The following is a 19,996-nucleotide window of genomic DNA, read 5'->3' as shown; positions in this document are numbered from 1 at the left end:
CCCCTGCCCTGCCCCCCCGCGAGTACCGGGCGGCTCGCGCGGCCGTCGCGGCGCTGTTCCTCACCAACGGCGCCATCCTGGCCAACCTCCTGCCGCGCTACCCACAGCTCAAGGCCGACCTGGGCCTCAGCAACGCACAATACGGGCTGGCGGTCGCCGCGTTCCCCGGTGGCGCGATGGTGGCGGGGCTTGCCGCCGGAGCGCTCATCCGCCGCTTCCGCTCCTCGCGGGTCGCCGTCGCCGGCACACTGCTGACGAGCCTGGGCGTGCTGGTCGCGGGCCTCGCGTCGTCGTGGTGGGCGCTCGCCGCTTCGCTCTTCTTCGCGGGCGGCATGGACGCCATCACCGACGTGGCGCAGAACTCCCATGGACTGCGGGTGCAGCGGCGCTATGGCCGGTCCATCCTCAACTCCTTCCACGCGATCTGGAGCATCGGCGCGGTGGTCGGCGGACTCATGGGCGGGCTCGCCGCGGGGCTGAACGTGCACCGGGGCCTGCACCTGGGATTCTCCGCCCTGCTCTTCGCCGGGGTGTCCTTGGTGGCGCTGCGCTACACGATTCCCGGCCCCGAGCCCATCCTCACCGTCGAGCCAGAGGCAGCCGCGGCGCACCAGGGCAGCGCTCCCGCGCGGCGTCCGCCGACGGGGCGCGGGCGCATCTGGCTGATGTTCTCCGCGCTGGTCTTGATTGCCGTCGGCGGCATCCTCGTCGAGGACGCGGGCATGACGTGGGCAGCCGTCTACCTCTCCGGGACACTCGGCGCCACGGCCGCGGTCGCTTCGTTCGGGTTCGTCGCCCTCGTGGGCGCGCAGTTCGTGGGCCGGCTGCTGGGCGATGGAATGGTGGACCGGTTCGGGCAGCGCGCGGTCGCTCGGGCGGGCGGCGCCACTACGGCGCTGGGCATGAGCGCTGCGCTGTTGTTCCCCTCCATACCGGGCACCATCGTGGGCTTCGCGCTCGCCGGATTCGGCGTTGCCACGCTGGTTCCCGCCGCCATGCACGGCGCCGACGAGCTGCCCGGCCTGCGCGCGGGAACGGGGCTCACCGTCGTCAGTTGGCTGATGCGTCTGGGGTTCCTCGCGTCGCCCCCGCTCGTCGGGCTCGTCGCCGATACCGTGGGATTGCGCGTGGGTTTGCTTGGGGTGCCGCTCGCGGGGACCATCGTCGTGCTGCTCTCTGGCGTCCTGGCCCCCAGCCGCGCCCCCGCCGCTTCACCGGGCGGCCAAGGCCCCTCGCTTCCGCGGCCCCATTGATGCGACAGGCCGGCCCGGCAGCTGCGCTCGTTGGGTTCACGCGCGACCACCTGCGAGACAGCCGGGCCTTCAAGCGGTGGTACGGCACGTCGCCGCGCGCGGTCCGCCAGCGCCCCGACTGAGCGCTGGCGGTCCTTCGGCTCAGGCCGGACGTTCAATGCGGCCATCCGCGTGCCGGGCGAAGCGCCCTTCCTCTCGCGGATGGACCGGGTCATTGGCCGGCCAGGGCCAGCCGCCAAAGCCGGTGCGCTGGTAGTCCGCGAAGGCCTGCTGAATCTCCTGCCGCGAGTTCATCACGAACGGGCCGTACTGCACGACGGGCTCGCCAATGGGACGGCCCTGCAGCATCAACAACTCCGCCGCGTCCGCGCCGTTCTCCAGCTCCACCGCGACGTCCGCTCGCAGTTCGACACCCTGCGACGGAGGAATGGCACGCCCCGCCACGCGCAGACTGGAGCCGAGGAAGAAGTACAACATCCGGTTGCTGCCAGGGGCCGCCGCCGGCAGCGTCCACCGCGCGCCCGGGGCCAGCTTGAGCGTCCAGATGGCCACGTCCGCCGCGGCATGCGCGGCCCACGACCTGGGCGGCGGCGGTGGCGCCTTCACGTCTCCCAGACTCCCAGCCACCACCGTGACTTCCGTGGCGCGCCCTTCCGCGTCCCGGGTGACGTGCCGGGGGATGACGTGGTTCCACAGCATGGAGAAGTGCGGCTCCACGAGCTTGTTCGCCCGCGGCAGGTTGAGCCAGATTTGAAACAGCTCCACCGGGTTCGGCTGGTCGCGCTGGAGCAGCGGGAACATCTCCGAATGGTTGATGCCCGCGCCCGCGGTGAGCCACTGCACATCCCCGCCGCCGAAGCGCGCCGCCGCCCCCAGGGAATCCGCGTGGTCGAGCAGGCCGCTGCGCACCACCGTGACAGTCTCGAAGCCCCGGTGCGGGTGCTGGGGGAAGCCGGGCACCACGGTGCCGTGATACATGTTCCAGCCGTCCCGCCCGTCGAAGTCCTGGCCCAGGTTGCGGCCCGCCAGCGAGGCGGACGGCCCGAGGCGCTCGTTTCCCACGGGGTACTTGTCGTCGTGGTGGACGCAGAAAAGGAACGGGTCCGGGGTCCGCCACGGCATCCCGAGCGGCTCCACACGAAGGACGGCTTCTGGTTGCTGACGCATCTGCTACGCCTCATCCCTTCCGGAGCCCCATGAAAATTCCCTGGGTCGGGACTCCCTCCGCTGAGCGTAACAGCGAGCCCTCCGCGCCGCTTGCCCCACCGTCCCACGAGGTTCAGGCCCACAGCTCCTGAGCGAGCGTGTCCACCATCGCCACGGCGACCTCGGGCGGGGGCAGCCCGGCCTGGGACACGAGCACGGGATTCACCGGCACGGCGGCCTCCTCGCGCAGGGCCTCCGCGGCCCGCTGCTTCGCCAGCCGGAGCACCTCGCGCTCCCCGTCCGACAGCCGCGCCTGCGCCCAGGCATCAATCTTCCAGGAGAGCTCCGCGTGCCGCGTCTCGTCCTCCGCGATGCGGGCCATGGAGGCGCGCACCTCGTCGTCCTGGGCATGGAGTGACTGGTGCCGCGCCACCAGCGCGCCGAACGTCTCCCGCACACAGCCCTCCACCGCGTTGTCCAGCGCCACCGCGAACAAGGAGCGGGGCGCCGCCGCATCCACCCGCGGGGCCTGGGGCGTCGCGCCATGCCGTCCCGCCAGCCGGGCGCTGACCTCCGTGTGCATGACCTCCTCCAGGGCGCTCATCAGCGCCGCGTCCTGCAGCGCGAGGTCCGCGCCATGCGCCGCCAGCTCCTCCCGGAGCAGCAGGAAGGCCCGGATGGACGCGGCCTCCAGGTGGGCAATGGCGGCGAAGTGCTGGCCCAGCACATCGTCACACGACACCGAACCCCGTGAGCGCAGTCCTTCGGGCCTGCGCCCCACGGCGCAGTTGTCCGTGCCCCGCGCGAGCACGTTGCGCTCCTCCTCCACCACCTCGCCCGTTGACGACACGCGCAGGGCATACTGCGTCAACTCCGTCCCCTCACCACACGCCATGCCCTTGGTACCGACGACGCCGAACGCGCCGTCGCCCAGCGCCTTCACCGCCCCATACTTGAGCCCGTCGCAGCGCACGTTGTAGCCCGCGGCAAAGGCTGTCAGCGCGGCCTCCTGCGTCGTATCAATGGGCCCCAGGAACGACTTCAGCGCCTCCAGCGAGGCGATGGCAGACACCACGTCGCCGCGTGTCGTCGCGACGAAATAGTCGGTGCAGATGAAACCGCAGGCGTCGCGGAAGCCCCTGGCGGGCGCCAACGCCTCGAGCTCTGACAGACATGTCTGGGTCTGGGTCGCCGTCGCGCACGGTGTCCCCGCGGAGGAGAGGGGGTTCGTTGCCATGGGCTGGCCAGCCGCATGGAAGCTCCGCAGCTGCACGAAGTCTGGCGCGACCGCAGGTGACAATCCTGTCACGGACAGCCCACCATTTTCACAAAGAGGCGGCTCATAGCCCGTCAGGTCCACTTCACCATCACATCCGGCAAGTGTCAGGGGTGACAGGAGCGAGGCGCGAAGGGCCCGGGAGAAGAGCAGACGCAAGCGATTCGAATCCATGGGTGCAGGACCTCCTTCGGATGGGAGTCCGCACCTCAGCAATGAAGATGCCAACACCCGCGGGCCTGGGAACAGCGGACAGGCACCGCGAAATCCGGACGTTTCTTGCCTGCCCCGCTCAGAAACCTGAGGGGCATGCGCGCTTGGCTTGCGCGACTTCAAGAACGGCATTCCTGGCTAAATCAGCGACACTGAAACACGAGTCACTGGCGACTCCCTCACAGTGTATGGCCAGGCAACCCGCGCGGTCGCCCAACATGAGCCGCGGGTTTTGTTTTCAGGCAAATGCCTGTGTCACACTGGCGCCGCAAGCATGACGCAGGCAGCGCCTCACCCGGCCCGGTGAACGCGCTCCGAGGATGAGGTGCGGATGTTGTCGTGGTTCGGTATCGCAGTCGCAGTGCTGGCGCAGATGCCCGCCGACGGCGCAGCCCAGGTGAAGAAGGTAGACGGGCTGGTCCCCGCGCTCCGGGAGATGGCCGCGGATCCCCTCGTCATCCAAGCGGTGCGTGAGCAGAACGCCCGCCGCGAATCCCTGGACGCCGTTCAAGCGCAGGACGCCGCCTGGATGGCGACGCCCGCGCTGACGCCTTTCAAGGAACGGCTGCTGAGCAGCGCCTGCTCGCGCGTCCTGAACCGGCACCGGGCGAAGCTGGGGCGCGTCATCGCCGAGGCCTTCGCCATGGACAACCAGGGCGCGCTCGTGGGCGCCACGCGGCGCACGTCCGACTACTGGCAGGGCGACGAGGAGAAGTTCCAGGTGCCCTTCACGCAGGGCCTCCAGCTGCGAGAGAAGCCCTTCTTCGACGAGTCGTCGCAAGCCTTCGTCATCCAGGTCTCCTTCCCGGTCCGTGAGCGCGGACGGACCATTGGCGCGCTCTCCGTCGGCATCTCCCTGCTGGACCTTTGAATCTCCTGCTCGCTCGACATCCCATGCGCTTCCTCGACGGACTGAAGCTTCGCACCCGCCTCATGCTGGCGGTGTTCCTGCTGGTCATTGGGGCCATCGCCCCGCTCAACCTCGTCGGCAACTTCTTCGCGGAGGAGGCGCTGCGGGAGCAGATCCACGCCACCCTGCAAGCGGAAGCGGAGGGGCTGCGGGAGCTGGTGGAGGCGGCGCTCACCGAACGTGAGGGCAACGCGCGCAGCTGGGCCGAAGACTCCATCGTCCGAGGCGCCCTGCTGTTCGACACCTTCGAGAAGAGCGACGCGGTGCTGGCCTCGCTCCAGAAGCGCCACGCCTCCTTCGCGGGGTTGGTGCTCTTCTCCGAGGACGGCCGGGCGCTCTCCGCCAGCGACCCCGCGCTGCTCAAGCGCTTCGCGAAACAGGAGCAGGCGGTCCGCGAGACGGCCTGGTTCAAGAACGCGAAGCAGAACCGGCTGGATGGCCATGGGCTCGAGCAGGTGGACCCCTTCTTCCAGAAGCGCGTGCTGCCCTTCGCGGTACCGGTCATCAGCCCCATCAGCCAGTCGCGCATCGGCATCCTGCTGGCGGCCTATGATTGGGGGCGCATCGGCGCGGAGGTCGAGGATGCGCTGGCGCGCGCGCACGAGCGGGGACAGAAGAGCTTCGCGCTGGAGGTCCTCTCGGCGGAGGGCACGCCCCTGTTCGACTCCCGCGGGGAGAGCGCGCAGCGCGCCACCGACGCGCTCCGGTTCGAGGCCCTGGACGGCAGGACGGAGGTGGACGTGGGGGATGGCTGGCGCTTCGTGGCGACCGTGTCCCCGCAAGAGGCCTACACCCCGCTCGAGCGGGGCTCATCCATTGCCCTCATCCTGACGGCCGTGTCGTTGATTGCGAGCATGCTGGGCTCCTGGTGGCTGGCCCGGAGCGTGACGCGTCCCATCTCCACGCTCAGCGACGTCGTCGGCCGCATCGTGCGCGAAGGCGACCTGACGCAGAAGGTGGAGGTGCCCGCCCGCCAGGACGAGGTCGGCGAGCTGGCCGCGTCCTTCGCCCAGATGATGAGCCACCTGCGAGAGTCCACCGCCAGCCTCCAGCAGGGCACGCGGGTGCTGGGGCAGACGGTGGCCGAGCTGACCAGCGCCTCCGCCCAGCAGGAGCGCAACCTGTCCCGCCAGGCCTCCGCCCTCCAGGAGACCCAGACGACGGCGCAGGAAATCAAGCAGACGTCGCTGATGGCCGCGGACCGCTCCCAGGAGGTGCTCGGCGTCACCGCGCGCGCCCGCGAGGTGGGCACCGCGGGCGAGGCCACCGTCAGCGCCAGCCTCGAGGGCTTCGAACAGTTGAGGGAGCAGGTGGAGCGGATGGCCGGCAGCATCACCGCCCTGGAGGAGCGCACGCGCCAGATTGGCGGCATCACCCAGTCGGTGAAGGACCTGGCGGACCAGTCCAACATGCTGGCGCTCAACGCCGCCATTGAAGCCGCGCGCTCGGGTGAGCACGGCAAGGGCTTTGGCGTGGTGGCCCGGGAGATTCGCAGCCTGGCGGACCAGTCCATCAGCTCCACGGGCCGCGTCCGCGAAATCCTGGAGGACGTCCAGCGCGCCATCCGCGCCACCGCCGCGCTGTCCGAGGAGGGCCAGCGGCGCACCGAGGTCGGCCTGGCCCAGGTGCGCGCCAGCGGTGAGAGCCTCCGCGAGCTGGCGGGCATCATCCAGGACAACGCCAACGCAGCGCAGCAGATCGCCGCCGCGGTGAGCCAGCAGAGCGCGGGCGTCTCCCAAATCTTCACCGCCGTGACGGACCTGTCCCGGATGATGGATGAGACGCTGCAGGGCATGAAGGCCACCCAGACAACCACTCAGACCTTGCGCGACGTGGCGCAGCGCATGGAAGCGGTCGCGAGCACCTATCGCGTCTGACACCCGGTCCCGGGCTGGCCGCGTCTTGTCGAGCCAACAGCGGCCCCTTGCATGACAAACGGCAGGCGCGGGAGCCTCCTGTCAAGCCCCGGGCCTACCACTGGGGGGTTAGGGACAGCCTTTCAGTCGGAGCCTATTGAATGGCCTGACACAGAAACGGACCCGCATGGTTGCCTGACCAGACAGGAAGGAAGCTCGCGTCGATGAACGTCTCCTCCCATGAGTTCCTACTCCAGAACAAAGTCATCGCGGCGCTCAACAGCACCTTGTCCCTCCCCGAGGCGCTCGAATCCGCCCGGGCGCCCCTCCTGGAGCTGACGCCCGCTGACTACGTGGGCTTGTGCCTCATCAACCTGGGTCCCATCGTCGAGTTCCAATGGCTGGTGCCAGGCCACCGGCTGGCCCTGCTGGATGAGTATTCCAAGTGGGTCGACTCCGACTTCGTGCGGGCCCCCATCTTCGCCCAGCCGAATGTGGTCCTCCGGGACTCGGAGATGATTACCCGCAAGGAATTGGAGCGCAGCGCGCTCTACCAGCGCAGCAAGGAGCTGGACCTGAGCCTGGAGCACGTCATGGCGGTGCTCCTGCCCGTGTATCCACGACTCCTGGGCGCCTTCACGCTCTACCGGGACCGCCGGCTGGCTTTCTCGGAGAAGGACGCCGCCTTCCTGACGAGCCTCACGCCCCACCTGCTGAACGCGGTGCGCAACTGCCGTGACATGCAGACGGCCTCCACGGGCTCCCGGCTCCTGGAGGAGCTCTACAGCAGGCCTGACGCCGCGTACGTCGTGGTGGCGCCGCCCTCGCACGAGGTGCTGCGCTCACGCCGGGCCGCCGCGCTGCTGGAGCGGTGGTTCAAGCCCTCGGACCTCCACGCCTCGGGGATTCCGCGCGTCCTCATGGAGCGGCTGGAGGCCCTGACGCGGATGAGTCCAGACGCGCGGCTCCAGAACACGCGCTGGGTCTCCCTCCACGGGGATTCGTACCGCGTGGTGCGGTTCGTCCAGCTCCCCGAATCCGAAGGCCCGCGCCAGTGGGCCCTGATTCTGAACGAGATTCCCTTGTCGATTCCGCTCCCCGAAACCATGCGCGTGCAGCTCACGGCCCGGCAGGTGGACATCGCGCGGGGCATGCTCCGCAACTGGTCCAACGAGCAGATTGCCAGCGAGCTGGGGCTCTCCGAGGACACCGTGAAGACGCACGTGCGCGACATCTTCCGCCGGCTCCAGGTCGACAACAGGACGGACTTCCTCTACCAGGCGGCCCACCTCAACAAGCCCGTCTGAAGCAGCTTCAGAAGCGCGGCAGCTCCAGCAGGTTGTCCGTGAGGATGCCATTGGCCTTCGTGCGCAGGTACGGAGGTCTGGCGTCGATGACGAAGAGCTTCACGTCCCGGGGCCACGTCTGCACGCGGGCGTCTCCCCCCGCCTGGAGCCACTGCACCAGCTCCAGGCGGCTGCCCTCACCCACCTCGGTGCCCTCCTTCCACCGAAAGCGGGCAATGTGCTCGTGAAGCGCGCCTCCTTCGAGACGGATCTGGGTGATGTAGCGCATGAAGACGCCTCCCACTTCGCGGACGACGATTCGGAGGGGAGGATCGCCTTCAAGCGCGGGACTGTCTCTACCACCGGGGAGGTATGCGGCCTTCAGCGCTCGCGGAAGATGCCCGGGTAGATGCACCGCGTGGCGCGGGCGGAGAAAATCACCGCCGCCTGGTCCTCGGGGTCCGTCAGCGTCCGCAGCACCGCTTCCATCTCCGCCACGTGGTCCCCGTCCAGCGCGCCGTGGCTGCGCAGGAAGGTGACGGACTTGCGGATGTTCGGAATCGCGTCGGCCGCAATCAGGCGCTCCACGACGCCGGTCGCGCGCGTCTGGGACAGGTACTCCAGCACATACGCCGTCCCCAGCACCGCCGTCGGCACGCCGGACCGGGAGGTGAAGAAGTTCCAGCCGGTGTAGGCGTCCACCGCGGGGGTGCGCGCCGCGGCCTCCACGCGCGCCTCCGGACACCCCAGGTTCTTCAGGTCCGACAGCAGCCACTTCTCGTGGCCGCGCTCTTCTCCGGCCTTCTGCACCAGCAGCTCCGCCAGGTGCGGGTGCCGGCCCTGCCGCTCGAGCCGGTGGCCCGCCTCCGCCAGCATCGGCGTGCTCCAGCGCGCATAGTGGTAGGTCTGAATCAGGTAGTGGATGTAGCCCTCGGTGTCGATGGTGCCGTCGAAGAGGCGACGGGCGTCGGGCTGCGCGTCCAGCGCGGCCACCAACCCCCGGCCCTCCTGCTCCAGCACCCCCACCCAGTCCACCTGCTTCGGGTTCTGCGCTTGCGTGTTCACGGACGTCTCCTGTTCCCGGGCCGTTCGCGGTCCCCGGCTGCTGTGCGTTGAAGGTGAAGTGAAGGGAAGGAAGCAGCGCCAGCGGCCTCAAGCGGCGCGGCGAAGGGGGTGCTGCGCCAGCGCGTCGAAGCGCGCCAGGGTGCTGGCGGGAATCTCATCCAGCGCGGCGATGAGCGGCAGGGTGAAGCGGCGGAAGCTGGCGTCGTAGAGGGGCTCGGAGATGAAGCGCGCCCCCATCTTCCGGGCGAAGAGCATGGGCGCCCTCGGCACGCGCAAGCCGTCCAGCAGGCCATGCTCCGCGCGCAGCCGCTCCATGGGCGTGTAGTAGGGATTGCTGGGGATGGCGGGCGCCTCCACCGGCTCCGGCACGTCCACGCGCCAGCGCGGGCTCATCCAGCCCCGGTAGGCGGCCACCTGGCAGGACAGCAGCGCGTCCTCGCGCGAGTCCGTGTCCAGGTTCGCGGACGCAAGCCAGTGCGTCACGCCGCGCCGGCGGCTCTCCTCGTAGATGCCCGCGTGCAGCCGGGTGACGGCCTCGGAGTGCCGCCAGCCGTCGAGCACGCAGAAGCGCGACGTCTCCGCGATGACCATCCCCGGGCGGACCACGTCCGACAGGTCCAGCTTCTGCTCCAGCTCCAGCCCCAGCCGTCCGCCAATGGCCTCCGCCACCTCCGGGTTGGGCAGCAGCAGCCGCAGCGTGGCCACCGGGGCCGCGTCCGCGTAGACGACCAGGTGCACGGTGGTGTCCAGCGTGTCGAAACAGCTCACCTCGCGGCGGGACGGCGACGTCCACCCCGTCATCAGCCCCAGCTCTCCGCCGAAGACGGCCCAGCGGACGCGGACCGCGTCGTCGAGCTCGCGTTGGGTGGTGGCAACACGACAGTGCATGGACGTCATGGGTTTCTCCGGGAAGCGAAGCGGGTCCGGCGTCGCGCCGTCCTCGCCCTTTCATTCGCCGCCCAAGCCCCGAGTGCGCGCGGGCCCTGTGCTTTTTGCTCCCCGCGAATCCAGGGCCCGCGGGGTACGACGGGGAGCGTGTCCCAGGACACCGTCCGGGGTGGGCACCGCGAAGAAGCGCTGCGCCAACCCCGGGAATCTGGCGTAAGAAGCCGCGCATGGCGCGGACCCTTGATGGAACCGAAATCAGCCGGGTGATGCGGGCGGAGCTGGCCCAGGACGTCGCGGCGCTTCAGGCCGCCGGCGTGACACCCGGACTCTCCGTGGTGCTGGTGGGCGACAACCCAGCGAGCCAGGCCTACGTCGCGAGCAAGACGCGGGCGTGCGAGGCCCTGGGGATGCGCGGCCAGACGCTGACGCTGCCCGAGGACGTGTCGAAGGAGGAGCTGTTCGCCGTCATCGACCGGCTGAACGCCGACCCGGCCGTACACGGCATCCTGGTGCAGCTGCCGCTGCCGGCCCACCTGCCCTACAAGGCCGTCCTGGAGCACATCCACCCGGCGAAGGACGTGGACGGCTTCCACCCCATGAACGCCGGGTTGGCCTTCGTTGGAGACCCTCGGGCCTTCGTGCCCTGCACCCCCGCCGGCATCATGGAGATGCTCCGGCGTGAGGACATCCCCACCCGGGGCAAGCACGTGGTCATCGTGGGCCGCAGCCTCATCGTCAGCAAGCCGCTGGCGTCGCTGTTGATGGCGCCGGGCCCTGACGCCACCGTCACCCTCACCCACCGCCACACGCCGGACCTCGCGTCCTTCACGCGGCAGGCGGACATCCTCATCGTCGCGGTGGGCAAGCAGAACCTCATCACCGCGGACATGGTGAAGCCGGGCGTCGTCGTCATCGACGTGGGGCAGAACCGCGTCTCCGACGCGAGTTCGCCGCGCGGCTACCGCATGGTGGGGGACGTGGACTTCGATGCCATCCGGCCCATCGCCAGCGCCATCACTCCGGTGCCCGGCGGCGTGGGGCCGATGACCATCACCATGCTGTTGGCGAACACGCTTCAAGCCGCGCGGCAGGCCCGGTAGCCCCAGGCGCGGAGAGGGAAGCGCCAGGGCCTCTCCCAAGGTTCACTGGCGTGGGTGGCATCCCCGCCGCCGACGCACGCGCGCAGGACCTCGGCCGGACGTACCGCTCGGATGACGGCGCTGGCGAGCACTGGCACCCGTCGGCGGCCACGCACCAGAAGGTGGCGGAGGCGCTGACCCGGTTCATCCGGGACGGCGTGCGGCCCTGAGCGGCTCCGTGCGCCGCGCGCCGCCACGCATGACACGAAGAAGTGCCTCCGGCGACGTCGCTCGTCTATCCTCGCGCCATGCCCACCCATGCGACGAAGGCCACCGCCATCAGCGGGAAGGAGACGACCGTTCCGTTGCTCCCCTGCGTCTCGGCTGACGAAACATTGGAGTTCTACCAGGCGCTCGGCTTCGCAGTGACGTACCAGATGACCAAGCCGTACCTGTACCTGGCGCTGCGGTGGAGCAACATCGACCTGCACTTCGGCAGAGGCGCCAAGAGCCTGGACCCGAGCGAGGAGAACTCAGGCGGCTGCCTGGTCATGGTGGACGCGGTGGAGCCCTACCACCGGGCCTTCACGGACGCGCTGCGCGCGAAGTACGGCAAGGTGCTGGCCACGGGCAGGCCCCGCATCACCCGCTTCAAGCCCGGCCAGAGCCGCTTCTCATTGATTGACCCTACCGGCAACAACATCATCTTCATTCAGCGCGATGAGCCGGAGGATTTGGAGTACGGCGGCTCCGCGAAGCTCACGGGCCTGGCGAAGGCCATCGACAACGCGCGCATCCTGCGTGAGTTCAAGAATGACGACAAAGCCGCCGCGCGGGCGCTCGACATCGGGCTCGCCAGACACGAGGCGGAGGCTCCCGTGGAGGACCGGGTTCGCGCCCTGGCCGCCCGCCTGGAGCTGGCGGTTGCCCTCGGGGATGCCACGACGGGACGGGCGCTGAAGCAGCAACTCCAGGCCCTGCCCCTCTCCGAGGACGCGCGGCGCCAATTGTCCGACGAGCTGAAGGCCGCGGAGCGGCTGGAGGAGTGGCTCGCCCAAACCAAACCTCCCGAGCCCGCGCCGTCCAAGCGCACGGGGCCCCCGCGGCGGCCAAGATAGCGGCGAAAGCCGTGGACGAAGCCGTCGCGTCGCGCGTGCCCTCGAGCCTCAATCGACGTCGACGCCCGCATCGGGATTCCCCGAGCCGCCCCTGCCTTCCCTGAACCCCTGCGCCGCCTCCCGGGCCGCGCCCTGAGCCTCCTTCGCGGCCTCCCGGGCGCCCTCCTGAAGCTCCTTCGTCGCCTCCCCCACCTCACGGCCCACCTGTCGGGAGGTCTCCCGCGCGGACTGCTCATCGCAGCCGGTGAACGCCGCGAGCGAAGTCCCCAGGCCCACCAGCGTGAGCCACTTCCAACCCTTGCCTTTCATTGCACGCCTCCCTGGCTCGTGGTGCGTTCGCACCTTCCGCGGGCGAAGATAGTCACGCCCCCGCGGTGCGGCTGCCTGGGGGCCGAGCGCTCCCCTGACGCGCCCAGGCAATGGCATCCACGTCGGCTTGTGCAGGAAAGAACTGTCGGCGCGTCTTCTGGCTGGAAGCGGACAATCCACGGAGCCTAGGCTCTGTCCATGGACCTCATCGTCGAGAACGGCCTCGTGTTCGATGGTCTGGGCAATCCCCCGCGCAAGCTGCATGTGGGCATCCGGGGAAACACCGTCACCACGCTTTCGGAGGCCCCGATTCCGCGCGCCCCGCACACGCGCGTCATCGACGCCACCGGCCACTGGGTGACACCGGGCTTCATCGACTGCCACACGCACTATGACGCGGAGGTGGAGCTGGCGCCCTCGCTGTCGGAGTCCGTGCGACACGGCGTCACCACGGTGCTGATGGGGAGCTGCTCGCTCAGCCTCGCGCTGGGCACGCCCGAGGACCTGGCGGACATGTTCTGCCGCGTGGAGGCCATTCCCTACGAGACAGTCCGAACGCTGCTGGAGGAGCGCAAGACGTGGAACACGCTCGGCGACTACCTGACGCACCTGGAGCAGTTGCCGCTGGGCCCCCATGTCGCGTCCTTCATTGGGCACTCCGCGCTGCGCGCCCACACCATGGGCCTGCACCGCAGCCTGGAGCCCGGCCTGCGTCCACGAGAGGACGAGCTGCGCGCCATGGAGACCCTGGTGCGCGAGGGGCTCGAGCTCGGCTACCTGGGCCTGTCGGTGATGACGCTCAAGTGGGACAAGATGGGCGGCACCCGCGACATCCGCAGCCGCCCCCTGCCGTCCACCTACGCCCGCTGGAGCGAGTACCGCCGCCTGACGCGGCTGCTCCGTGAGCGGGGCCGGGTCTTCCAGGGCGTGCCCAACATCAGCACCAAGGTGAACGTGGTGCTGTTCTTCCTGGAGAGCATCGGGTTGTTCCGCCCGAGCCTCAAGACGACCGTCATCTCCATGATGGACCCGCGCGCCAGCCGCGGCATCCACCGCCTCATCGGCGCGCTCTCCCAGGTGGCCAACCGGCTGCTGGGGGCGGACTTCCGGTGGCAGGCCCTGCCCGAAGTCTTCGACCTCTGGGCGGACGGCATCGACCTGGTCGTCTTCGAGGAGTTCGGCGCGGGCGCCGCCGCCCTCCACCTCCAGGACGCCGCCTCACGCGCCGGGTTGCTGCGAACGCCGGAGTACCGTGAGCGCTTCCGCCGCGAGTGGACGAACCGCTTCCTGCCGCGGGCCTTCCACCGGGACTTCAACGAGTCGCGCATCCTCCAGTGCCCCGACGTCGGCGTGGTGGGCAAGTCCTTCGCTCAGGTGGCGAAGGAGCAGGGGCGTGACGCGGTGGACGTGTTCCTGGACCTCATCTCCACCCACGGCGACGCGCTGCGCTGGTACACGGTGATGGCCAATGACCGGCGCGAGGAGTTGGAGCGCATCTGCCGGCACCCGGACATCCTCATGGGCTTCTCGGATGCGGGGGCGCACCTGCGCAACATGGCGCACTACAACTTCCCCCTGCGGCTGCTGCGGCTGGTGCGCGAGGCGGAGAAGCGCGGCGAGCCCTTCATGAGCGTGGAGCGCGCCGTCCACCGGCTCACCGGGGAGCTGGCCGGCTGGTTCGGCCTGGATGCGGGGGTGCTCGCGGAGGGCCGGCGCGCGGACCTGGTCGTCATCCACCCCGACGGCCTGGACGCGAAGCTCGACGAGGTGGCGGAGGCCCCCATGGAGAACTTCGGTGGCTTCGTCCGGCTGGTCCGCCGCAATGACGCCGCGGTGAAGGCAGTGCTCATCTCCGGGCGCGAAGCCGTGAATGAAGCCGGCGTGTCTCCGGCGCTGGGCCGGGAGCGCGGCTTCGGCGGCGTGCTCCGCGCCCGGGCCTGAGGCCACGGCGCACTGCGTAGGACGGTGAGGCACCGTGCCGCCGCTACTTCCGCCATGCTTTACTCAAACGCGCAGCGCGGAAACCCGATTCAAGACAGGAGCCCATCCAACCATGCTCAAGAGAGCGGCAGTCCTGATGTTGAACTGTGGTGCATTGCTGTCCGGCTGCGGTCCCGACGCAACTGGCGGGAACGCGGAGGTCCTCTCCAATCTGACCGAGGCAGGGTTTCGCGCCGAGGACATCACCGTCGTCGATGACGCCGTCTACGTCGGAGGCGACGCGCATGTGCCGCTCGAGGCCTCCCGGGAGATGCTCCAGCGTGGAGAAGGGAGCCAGGAGCACTACAGGACGACCAACCTCGTCGGCCCCAACGTGACCCTGATTTGCGTCAATGCCACGTCTGCGCTGTCGAGCGTGTCCCGGTTCAGTCAGGGCCTCGACATGGCCCTCGCGAACTACAATGCCCTGGCGCTCAGGTTCAGGTTCGTTCGAGTCACCACCACCACCGGCTGCCTCGCGACCATCAATGCGTCGACCATGCCGGGTACCGGGTACACGTCGGGCTATCCGTCGGGCGGGCTCCCTTATGGGCAGATTCGAATCGGCACCGGGCTGAGCAGCTACAGCGTGGACATGATTGAACATGTCATCACCCACGCGCTTGGCCACACGATTGGCCTCCGCCACACCGACTTCTACAATCGCGGCATCAGCTGTGGCGGCGGCCCCGTCAATGAGGGCCATGGTGGCATTGGTGCCATCCACATCGCCGGGACGCCCACGGTGGCAAACCCAGGCGGGTCCATCATGAACACCTGCATCCCGTCCAGCACGGACGGTGAGTTCTCCACCGGCGACATCATCGCGTTGACCTCCCTTTATTGAGAAGCGACGCGACGCGCCTCTACATGGGGGACGCATCCTCTCCAAGCGGGCCTCCGGGCACTTGCGCCCTCGCGTCGAGTGCGGTGCCCGGAGTCATCGCTGGACGGGAAACGACGTCCGATTTCTTCAAGCGCCGCGGTCACCGCTCGCGCAAGGCTGGCGCCATGACAATGGAATCCACGCACATCAGCGTCCGCATCGCGCGCTCGAGCGCGGACGTGTACGCCTACGCAAGCCAGCCGCGAAACCTCCCAGCCTGGGCGGCCGGCCTCAGCAAATCCGTCCACGAGGCGGACGGTCACTGGGTGGCCGACGCCCCCATGGGCCGGGTCACCGTCGCGTTCGCGCCCGCCAACGCCTTCGGCGTCCTGGACCATGACGTCACGCTTCCGAATGGGGAGACCGTCTACAACCCCGTCCGCGTCATTCCGGATGGAGACCACAGCGAAGTCATCTTCACCCTCCGCCGCCGCGACGGCACGTCCGCCGAAGCGTTCCGTCGGGACGCGGAAGCCGTCGCAGCGGACCTGGAACGACTGAAGGCACTGCTGGAGGGCCAAGGCACGCGCTGAACGCACCGAGGTCCTACAGTGATTCCAGTTGGAAGCGCCCGTCCGACAACCCACGGCGGACGGCGCCCACGGCCCCGGCGTGAGGAGTCGCGACGACCGTCCAAGAACTCGAATAGACGTCGCTGGTGCCCCTGCTTCAGCAAGGGCACTTCCCAACAGATGCCACTCAGCCAGTTGTCGAAACTGTAGGCACCTTCGCCACAAGGTCTCCGGAGACCAATAAGACACCACGGGTCTAAAGACACCCCCTCGATAAAAGGCCACCAGTGGCATCGACGGTGTCCCGCACTCGCAGGATGCCTCCCTCTCCCTACCACCACCTGCTATTCTTCAGTTCCACGGTAATGGGAGGGGTTCTTGGCAATTGCAGGTGCGGGACGCTCACGAATCGAAATCCTCAATCACACCCAGACTGTCGCGAATCTCATGCGGCTCATTACGGAAGCCGAACGTGAACTGCTGCTGGTCAGTCCCTATGTATCCCTCGACAAGCTCCGCGCTCCAGTTCGGGCGATCCAGGGGGCGCTTCACCGCAAAGTACGGGTCGAACTCATCATCCGAGAGAAGGATTTCAGCACGAGGCAAGCAGACCCGTTCGCCGCGAAGGAGATGCAAGAACTCCGCGCTGCGGGGATGCAGGTGCACCTCCTCAAGGACCTCCACGCCAAGGTCTACCTGTCCGAAAAGAATGCGCTCATCACCTCACTCAACTTGCTTGAGTCGTCCATCAACAACAGCATTGAAGTGAGCACATGGCTCTGTGCGGGCACTCCCGAGTATCAACAGCTCGTCGAAGTGCTTCGGACGGACATTCGCCCGACATCGGTGAAGGTCGAGACAGCAGTGCACTCGGCGCGGGCCACCCGAGCGGAAACCGCTCCCGGGAGGACGAAGACAAAAGCGAGTAGGGCCCCTTCTTTCGATGACTTGCCCATATTCGTTGATGACGAAGGTCACTGCATCCGCTGCGGGGACGACGTCGCCTTCAATACGGACAAGCCGTTGTGCACGGACTGCTTTGGTACATGGCGCCGCTTTGGCGACCCGTCCTATCGGGAGGCGTACTGCCACGCCTGCGGGGAGGACGAGGACACGTCGGTTGCCAAGCCGCTCTGCTACGACTGCTTCCGGAACATGTAGCGCGTCCAGCATTCGCGCAGCGGGAGGCGCGGTCCACAGCCGAGTGCAGGTTCCCTCCGAGTCCAAAAAATCGAAATGTCCCAAAGGGAGTGGTCCCCAGCCGCGTCAGGTGGGGACGAACTGGCGACTCGCGGTCGTCCAAGACCACGAGGCCGCCGCGGACGACCAGCGCGCGGTGTGACACGGCCGATGCCACTCCGTGTCACACCGCCAAGCCACTGTATTTTCTTGAATTCACCCGCTCGCCGGGCCACGCGCCCCGGCTCCGCGTTGGTGATTCGGCGCGTCAATTGATGACTGGATTCACCTGGGGAGTGGCCAAACACCGTGCCACCTCGGCTTGCGCCATGCTTTACTCAAGCACGCAGCGCGGAAACCCGATTCAAGACAGGAGCCCATCCAACCATGCTCAAGAGAGCGGCAGTCCTGCTGTTGAACTGTGGCGTATTGCTGTCCGGCTGCGGTCCCGAATCATCTACCGGGAGCGCGGAGGTCCTCTCCAATCTGACCGAGGCAGGGTTTCGCGCCGAGGACATCACCGTCGTCGATGACGCCGTCTACGTCGGAGGCGACGCGCATGTGCCGCTCGAGGCCTCCCGGGAGATGCTCCAGCGTGGCGAAGGGAGCCAGGAGCAATACAGGACAACCAATCTCGTCGGCTCCAGCGTGACCCTGATTTGCGTCAATCCCACGGCTGCGTTCCAGAGCTATGCCCAGCTCAACAAGGGCCTCGACCTGGCCATCGACAACTACAATGCCCTGGGGCTCAGCTTTACCTTTGTTCGGGGCCCGCTCGCCAAATGCGACGCCAACATCGTCGTGACGACCATGACCGGTACCGGTCACTCCACGGGCTTTCCCTCGGGAGGATTGCCCTATGGGTTGATTTCAATTGGCACCGGACTGAACAACTTCAGCCTGGACGTGAATGAGCATGTCATCACCCACGCGCTGGGCCATACCCTGGGCCTCTATCACTCGGACTATTTCAACCCGAGCATCAGTTGTGGCAGCGGAGGTGGCGGCGGCCCCACGGGCGTGGGTGTCATACACATCCCCGGGACGCCCACCGGGGCAACGCCGGGTGGCTCCATCATGAACACCTGCTTCCCGTCCAGCACGAACGGTGAGCTCACGTCCTCCGACATCACCGCGTTGAACTACATGTACTGAGTTGCAGCGGGTCGACGCGCCTGCAAATGAGGCGCATCGGCCCGGACATCCGCATGCTCATTCAGGGGAGAAGCGCCCCTCCGCCCGCTGGAAAAAACGAGGGCCGCGCCCCCTTGGAATGGGCGCGGCCCTCACGTGCGGCATCGAAGAATCGAAGGACTACTCGCAGCTGCCCTGCCGCAGGTACGACAACAGCGAAGCGTCGTCCTCGGAGGCCGGCGCCGCGCCCACCAGGCACTGCCCCTGGGCGACGACCACCTGCGAGGCATTGGCGGAGAGCAGCAGCTCGCCCGTCACCACCTGCAGGCCCCCCTTGAAGCCCGTGGCGCTGTTGGCGGGCGCGGCGCGCAGGCTCGGCCCTCCGTCGCCCCCGCTGAGACGCAGCCGATAGGTCGCGTCCTCATACGCCGCGGGAATCTCCGACGCGGGCTCCGCTTTCAGGGGCGCCAGGTAGAAGCGCGTCACCAGGTCGAACTCCGGCTGCACCTTCAGCAGCGGCGTGCCATCCGCCCCGCGCGTCAGCGTCACGTCGAAGTGCCGGCCGGACTGCGCGTTGAGGTCCAGCTCGAAGAGCTTGTCGCTCCCCAGGCTCACGTGGGTCTGCGCGTCACCAACGCCCAGGTTCTTCACCACGACGTCCGTCTGGTTCTCCGTCGCCTCGACGGAGTACGAGATGCCGGCCAGGGACACCGTCCAGTCCTTGCCCTGCAGCGACGGCGCCAGGCCCGTGTACGGAAGGCGAACCTCCGTGGTGTTCAGGTCCAGCGAGAAGCGCGCGCGCTTCGCCTGGCCGTCCACCTCGAACGCCACGAGCGGCTCGGCCCGCGCGGAGGAGAACGCGAAGGTGCTTCCCTCCAGCGCCAGCTCCAGCCGCAGCGCGTCCAGGATGGAGGCGCTGACAATCCAGTGCGCCTCGCCCTCCTGCGTCGCCTTGAGCTCGACCTGCCCCACCATCACCGTCGGCAGGAACCCGGCCGACTCGGCGTCGAGCTGCTCCACCGCGCCCTTCAAGCCCCCCAGGTCCACCACCAGCGAGACGGCCTTCGGCAGGAAGCGCAGCGCCAGCGGCTCCGCGCGATTCGCGCCGATGAGCAGCTCCAGCTCCAGAGAGTCATCCCCCTGGCTCGTCGCGCGAATGCGCAGCTGTGCGTCCTCCACGAAGCGGACACAGTCCGCGTCCGCAACCTCGCTGCCGTCCGTGCAGACCTGCTCGCCCTTCAAGCGGAAGACGGTGGCGTTGCCCTCCGTGGACTCCACGTTGGCCTCGGTGAAGACGCGCTCGCGCAGGAACCGCTCCAGCGCGTCCGCCTGCGTGTCCACCTCATCCGCGTCGAACATGGCGGACAGCGCCGCGCCCTCCTCACCCGCTGGCAGCTCCGGGAGCGGCACGCCCTCGAAGCCCGCACCGAACAGCGCCATCGCGTCACCCAGGCCATTGAGCGTCGACAGACCGCTCACGGTCTTCATGCTGCTGCTGACCCCCCGCAGCGTCTCCGCCGACCGGGAGGCGGCGATGTCGGCGACCTTCTTCGCGTCGGGAGCTTCATCGGAATCACAACCCGTCGCGACGAAGGCAACAGCCGCGACCGCGGCGAGCCAGGACCTGGAGTTTTGCATGGGGCGTTGCTCCTTGGGGTGGGTAGACAGTGCCCCCCGCCTCAGCAACGTCCGCGCCAACCCAGGCTCCAGGTATTTCCAAGGGTTTCCGACACACCCCGGGCCTCAAAGCCGGGGTTGCCATGACATCCCTGTCATGACGGGCCGTTCGGCGCCGGGGAGATGCTTGCGCGGTGAGGGGGATTCCTCCCAGTCGCCGTCTCCCCTGAGGGCCGCGATGCAGGCGTCCCGTTGCTCCAGCACCGGATGGAAATTCCTCCGTCCGGCG

General features: G+C 68.4%; 19 protein-coding genes. 12 read left to right on the top strand and 7 right to left on the bottom strand.

Translation table 11 applies throughout. The features are described from left to right. Positions 1-8: 8 nt before the first annotated feature. Entirely contained in the window at positions 9-1,253 is a 1,245-nt protein-coding gene (locus HV824_RS10840; RefSeq protein ID WP_176423213.1) for an MFS transporter, read from the top strand. A 141-nt stretch (positions 1,254-1,394) separates the two neighbouring features. Here the strand turns inward: HV824_RS10840 and HV824_RS10835 are convergent, their stop codons facing one another. Both HV824_RS10835 and HV824_RS10830 read right to left on the bottom strand, forming a co-directional pair. Then, the gene (locus HV824_RS10835; RefSeq protein ID WP_176417483.1) at positions 1,395-2,420 is read right to left on the bottom strand and encodes a pirin family protein; all 1,026 of its coding nucleotides are present in this window, start codon (positions 2,418-2,420) and stop codon (positions 1,395-1,397) included. 112 nt (positions 2,421-2,532) lie between these two features. Then, a complete protein-coding gene (locus tag HV824_RS10830) occupies positions 2,533-3,849 on the bottom strand; it encodes a ferritin-like domain-containing protein (protein WP_176417482.1) in 1,317 nt (438 codons plus the stop codon). A 370-nt stretch (positions 3,850-4,219) separates the two neighbouring features. On the opposite strand from HV824_RS10830, the gene HV824_RS10825 reads away from it, so the two are divergent. The 3 genes from HV824_RS10825 to HV824_RS10815 all read left to right on the top strand — a co-directional run bounded on the left by HV824_RS10825 (position 4,220) and on the right by HV824_RS10815 (position 7,961). Next, positions 4,220-4,759 (top strand): hypothetical protein, encoded by a 540-nt coding sequence (locus tag HV824_RS10825; RefSeq protein ID WP_255207931.1) that lies wholly within the window; start codon positions 4,220-4,222, stop codon positions 4,757-4,759. A gap of 23 nt (positions 4,760-4,782) precedes the next feature. Then, positions 4,783-6,675, top strand: a complete 1,893-nt coding sequence (locus HV824_RS10820; RefSeq protein WP_176423211.1) for a methyl-accepting chemotaxis protein — start codon at positions 4,783-4,785, stop codon at positions 6,673-6,675. A gap of 203 nt (positions 6,676-6,878) precedes the next feature. Further along, positions 6,879-7,961: a LuxR C-terminal-related transcriptional regulator gene (locus tag HV824_RS10815; RefSeq protein ID WP_255207930.1), complete on the top strand. Its 1,083-nt coding sequence runs from the start codon at positions 6,879-6,881 to the stop codon at positions 7,959-7,961. A gap of 7 nt (positions 7,962-7,968) precedes the next feature. Here the strand turns inward: HV824_RS10815 and HV824_RS10810 are convergent, their stop codons facing one another. The 3 genes from HV824_RS10810 to HV824_RS10800 all read right to left on the bottom strand — a co-directional run bounded on the left by HV824_RS10810 (position 7,969) and on the right by HV824_RS10800 (position 9,902). Next, a complete protein-coding gene (locus tag HV824_RS10810; RefSeq protein WP_176417479.1) occupies positions 7,969-8,229 on the bottom strand; it encodes a DUF3892 domain-containing protein in 261 nt (86 codons plus the stop codon). Between the two features lie 92 nt (positions 8,230-8,321). After that, complete coding sequence (locus tag HV824_RS10805; protein ID WP_176423210.1) at positions 8,322-9,005, bottom strand: iron-containing redox enzyme family protein; 684 nt, start codon at positions 9,003-9,005, stop codon at positions 8,322-8,324. 87 nt (positions 9,006-9,092) lie between these two features. Then, the gene (locus HV824_RS10800) at positions 9,093-9,902 is read right to left on the bottom strand and encodes a GNAT family N-acyltransferase (protein ID WP_176423209.1); all 810 of its coding nucleotides are present in this window, start codon (positions 9,900-9,902) and stop codon (positions 9,093-9,095) included. A gap of 218 nt (positions 9,903-10,120) precedes the next feature. On the opposite strand from HV824_RS10800, the gene folD reads away from it, so the two are divergent. Genes folD through HV824_RS10785 form a run of 3 tightly spaced genes read left to right on the top strand, consistent with a single transcriptional unit; the run spans position 10,121 to position 12,090 of the window. After that, positions 10,121-10,993, top strand: coding sequence for a bifunctional methylenetetrahydrofolate dehydrogenase/methenyltetrahydrofolate cyclohydrolase FolD (gene folD, locus HV824_RS10795; protein WP_176417476.1), 873 nt, complete (start codon positions 10,121-10,123; stop codon positions 10,991-10,993). Positions 10,994-11,043: 50 nt separating this feature from the next. Then, a complete protein-coding gene (locus HV824_RS10790; protein ID WP_176423195.1) occupies positions 11,044-11,202 on the top strand; it encodes a hypothetical protein in 159 nt (52 codons plus the stop codon). Positions 11,203-11,244: 42 nt separating this feature from the next. Continuing rightward, positions 11,245-12,090 carry a glyoxalase gene (locus tag HV824_RS10785; protein WP_368670915.1) on the top strand — a complete coding sequence of 282 codons (846 nt, stop codon included), beginning with the start codon at positions 11,245-11,247 and terminating at the stop codon, positions 12,088-12,090. Positions 12,091-12,138: 48 nt separating this feature from the next. Here HV824_RS10785 and HV824_RS10780 read toward each other — a convergent pair whose 3' ends face one another. After that, positions 12,139-12,399 (bottom strand): hypothetical protein, encoded by a 261-nt coding sequence (locus HV824_RS10780; protein WP_176423208.1) that lies wholly within the window; start codon positions 12,397-12,399, stop codon positions 12,139-12,141. 198 nt (positions 12,400-12,597) lie between these two features. On the opposite strand from HV824_RS10780, the gene HV824_RS10775 reads away from it, so the two are divergent. From HV824_RS10775 to HV824_RS10755, 5 genes are all read left to right on the top strand, one after another. Then, the gene (locus tag HV824_RS10775; protein WP_176423207.1) at positions 12,598-14,340 is read left to right on the top strand and encodes an amidohydrolase family protein; all 1,743 of its coding nucleotides are present in this window, start codon (positions 12,598-12,600) and stop codon (positions 14,338-14,340) included. Positions 14,341-14,452: 112 nt separating this feature from the next. Beyond that, on the top strand, positions 14,453-15,226 hold the full coding sequence (locus HV824_RS10770) for a M57 family metalloprotease (protein ID WP_176423206.1): 774 nt from the start codon (positions 14,453-14,455) through the stop codon (positions 15,224-15,226). Between the two features lie 164 nt (positions 15,227-15,390). Continuing rightward, on the top strand, positions 15,391-15,798 hold the full coding sequence (locus HV824_RS10765) for an SRPBCC family protein (protein ID WP_176423205.1): 408 nt from the start codon (positions 15,391-15,393) through the stop codon (positions 15,796-15,798). 357 nt (positions 15,799-16,155) lie between these two features. Continuing rightward, on the top strand, positions 16,156-16,938 hold the full coding sequence (locus tag HV824_RS10760) for a phospholipase D-like domain-containing protein (protein ID WP_176417471.1): 783 nt from the start codon (positions 16,156-16,158) through the stop codon (positions 16,936-16,938). A 405-nt stretch (positions 16,939-17,343) separates the two neighbouring features. Further along, positions 17,344-18,111 carry a M57 family metalloprotease gene (locus HV824_RS10755; protein WP_176423204.1) on the top strand — a complete coding sequence of 256 codons (768 nt, stop codon included), beginning with the start codon at positions 17,344-17,346 and terminating at the stop codon, positions 18,109-18,111. Between the two features lie 159 nt (positions 18,112-18,270). Here HV824_RS10755 and HV824_RS10750 read toward each other — a convergent pair whose 3' ends face one another. Beyond that, a complete protein-coding gene (locus HV824_RS10750; protein ID WP_255207929.1) occupies positions 18,271-19,728 on the bottom strand; it encodes a hypothetical protein in 1,458 nt (485 codons plus the stop codon). Positions 19,729-19,996: the final 268 nt, after the last annotated feature.

Origin of the sequence: Myxococcus sp. AM009, assembly GCF_013372605.1 — a bacterium.
In the GTDB taxonomy this organism is placed as follows: Bacteria; Myxococcota; Myxococcia; order Myxococcales; family Myxococcaceae; genus Myxococcus; species Myxococcus vastator.
This window is presented reverse-complemented; position numbering and strand designations above follow the sequence as displayed.